Origin of the sequence: Endozoicomonas sp. YOMI1, from assembly GCF_024606345.1 — a bacterium.
GTDB lineage: Bacteria > Pseudomonadota > Gammaproteobacteria > Pseudomonadales > Endozoicomonadaceae > Endozoicomonas.
This window is the reverse complement of record NZ_JAHHPM010000425.1, coordinates 1-2,279: the sequence shown is the minus strand read 5'-3', so window position 1 is coordinate 2,279 and position 2,279 is coordinate 1. Positions and strand designations below refer to the sequence as shown.

General features: G+C 48.3%; 3 protein-coding genes. All 3 read left to right on the top strand.

Annotated features, from left to right (window positions below; translation table 11 throughout):
• Nucleotides 1-253: 253 nt before the first annotated feature.
• The 3 genes from KDK15_RS14995 to KDK15_RS14985 all read left to right on the top strand — a co-directional run bounded on the left by KDK15_RS14995 (nt 254) and on the right by KDK15_RS14985 (nt 2,106).
• Entirely contained in the window at nt 254-493 is a 240-nt protein-coding gene (locus KDK15_RS14995; RefSeq protein ID WP_257296195.1) for a hypothetical protein, read from the top strand.
• A gap of 99 nt (nt 494-592) precedes the next feature.
• Complete coding sequence (locus tag KDK15_RS14990; RefSeq protein ID WP_257296194.1) at nt 593-889, top strand: transposase; 297 nt, start codon at nt 593-595, stop codon at nt 887-889.
• Nucleotides 871-2,106 (top strand): IS1182 family transposase, encoded by a 1,236-nt coding sequence (locus KDK15_RS14985; RefSeq protein ID WP_257296193.1) that lies wholly within the window; start codon nt 871-873, stop codon nt 2,104-2,106. Before KDK15_RS14990 ends, KDK15_RS14985 begins: the two co-directional genes overlap by 19 nt.
• Nucleotides 2,107-2,279: the final 173 nt, after the last annotated feature.

The following is a 2,279-nucleotide window of genomic DNA, read 5'->3' as shown; positions in this document are numbered from 1 at the left end:
GGAAAACTTTTCCTTGCAATGCGGGGCGGACCATATATGACCCCAGCTTTGCAGCTTTGCAATCTCGGATCATGGCAGTGGCGCCAGCCTCGGCCTCGCGGCGATTCGTTACTCCCTGCTGGCCCACGAAGGCATCAAAGAACAGACACCGTTAAGCCAGGCCATCATGGCAACGTTTCAGCACAGTCCTGAACAAGCCGTTGCCTGACAGGACAGCGCACTCCCCAGAGACTACGGATCTTACGGTCCGCTGGTGATTGAACATTTAAGCAAGGGCGATCAACTGGCGGAACAGTTGATTCGGGAAAGCGCTGAAGATGCCGCCATGATGATCCGGGTACTTTATCAGCGTGGCGCTAGCCAGTGTGCACTGGTTGGAGGGCTGAGTGAGTTCGTTATGCCCTGGCTGCCAGAAGATGTCGCTGCCATTGCCACCCTGCCACAGGGTGATGCCATGCACGGTGCTCTGTTGATGGCTATGAAACTCTTCTGAAAAACGTTCGGCTTCCATCGGGAAGCCGAATACTCTAGGAGGCTGACCGAGAATAGGCTTATGTTATTATAAGCCTCAAAATCAAATGACTTATGCCAAATGCCACAGCCAAAGTTTAAGGATAGTCCCGTTGAGGTTGATCAGCACCTGCTGTTTCCAACCAACATTTTTGATCTGCTCCCCACCGACCATGACTGCTTTGTTTACGAGAGCCTCTTCCAAAGCATCGATACATCGGAAGTTGAAAAAAAGCATCATCATCTTGGGCAACATGCCTATCCGCCAAAACTGATTGTTTCAATTCTGATCTACGCCTACAGCCACGGTGTTTTTAGCTCCCGCCAAATTGAACGGCGCTGTCGGCAGGATCTGGATTTATGTACATTTCACAGATGAACTGCCCGAACTTCAGGGTGCTGGGTGATTTTCGTAAAGATAACCTGTCGTTTTTTCATGACTGTTTCAAACAGTCCGTTAAGCTGGCAATGGAGTTGCGCATGGCGTCACTGGGCCATATCAGCCTGGACGGATCAAAATTCAAAGCCAGCAGCTCAAAGCATAAGGCAATGAGCTACGGCAGGCTCAAAAGCAGAGAAGCTGAACTCAGTGCCGAAATTGATGAACTGATTAAAAAAGCCAGCCTGTCCGACCAACAGGAAAACGATACTCACAAAGAGGCCAATGGTTACAGCATTCCCGAGGACTTACAGTTCAAACAGGAACGCCTGAAAAAGATAAAAGCGGCAAAAGAAGCACTGGAAAAACGGGAAAAAGCCCTGAATCCTGATGAGCCGATTGACGACAAAAAGCAGATCAGTTTTGCCGACCATGATGCGCGAATCATGAGCAAAAAAGGGTATTGCGAATACAGTTACAATGCCCAGATCAGCGTAGACGGGGATCATCAGATTATCATTGTTCAGCACGTCAGCCAGCAAGCTAATGATATCCAGGAAGTAGAGCCTGCATTGAATGTCCTGTCCGAAACAACCGGTGGCGCGACGGTAGATAAAATGAGCATGGACAATGGTTATTTTTCCGGACCCAATCTGCATGCGCTGGAACAGCGAAACATCGATGGCTATATCGCAACGGATAGAGGCGAAAAGCCAGCGGAAGAAGCACTTGAAAACTCGGATCGGAAATTTGTCAAAGCTGATTTTGCCTATGATGCTGAAGCCGATGTGTTTGTTTGTCCGGCCAATGAAAGGCTGATCACGAACCCCTTGAGCAAGGCTAAAAGAAAGAGCTACCGAGCCAGCAAAGAGGTGTGCAGAGAGTGTCCATATCGTTCGAGATGCAGTGGTGCAAAAAAAGAGCCTGGCCGGGTTATTCGCACCGACCGGTTTGAATCTGCACGGCAGGCTATGAGTAAGAAAATGGAAAGCACCGAAGCCAAATCAGTTTACGAACGTCGTAAAGTTATTGCAGAGCCACCGTTTGGGCAGATCAAAAATTCGGGATTTCGGGTATTCAGCCTTCGCGGAAAAGAGAAAGTGGCAGCAGAGTTTTCACTGGTTTGCACGGCGCATAACATCAAAAAATTTGTGAAGGCGACAACGACGGGGTTAATCCGTCTTGACGATGTAAAAAAGGTTAAAGAAGCAGCATAAAGGCTTTAACAAGTCTAAAAACTGCTAAAAGTAGCTAATTGAGCTAAAATTTCGACTGTTTTTTAAACGATTTAAGTTTTTGTCGCTCTGCTGGTTGCTTTCCTGCTTAGTTCTCGGTCAGCCTCCTAGGAGGCTGTCCGAGAATAGACTGCCCTACTGCGGTGGCAGCAAAT

Bases quoted from the DNA above. Each gene is read 5' to 3' on its own strand.
- KDK15_RS14990 (WP_257296194.1), top strand. From the start codon at position 593: ATGCCACAGCCAAAGTTTAAGGATAGTCCCGTTGAGGTTGATCAGCAC.
- KDK15_RS14985 (WP_257296193.1), top strand. From the start codon at position 871: ATGTACATTTCACAGATGAACTGCCCGAACTTCAGGGTGCTGGGTGAT.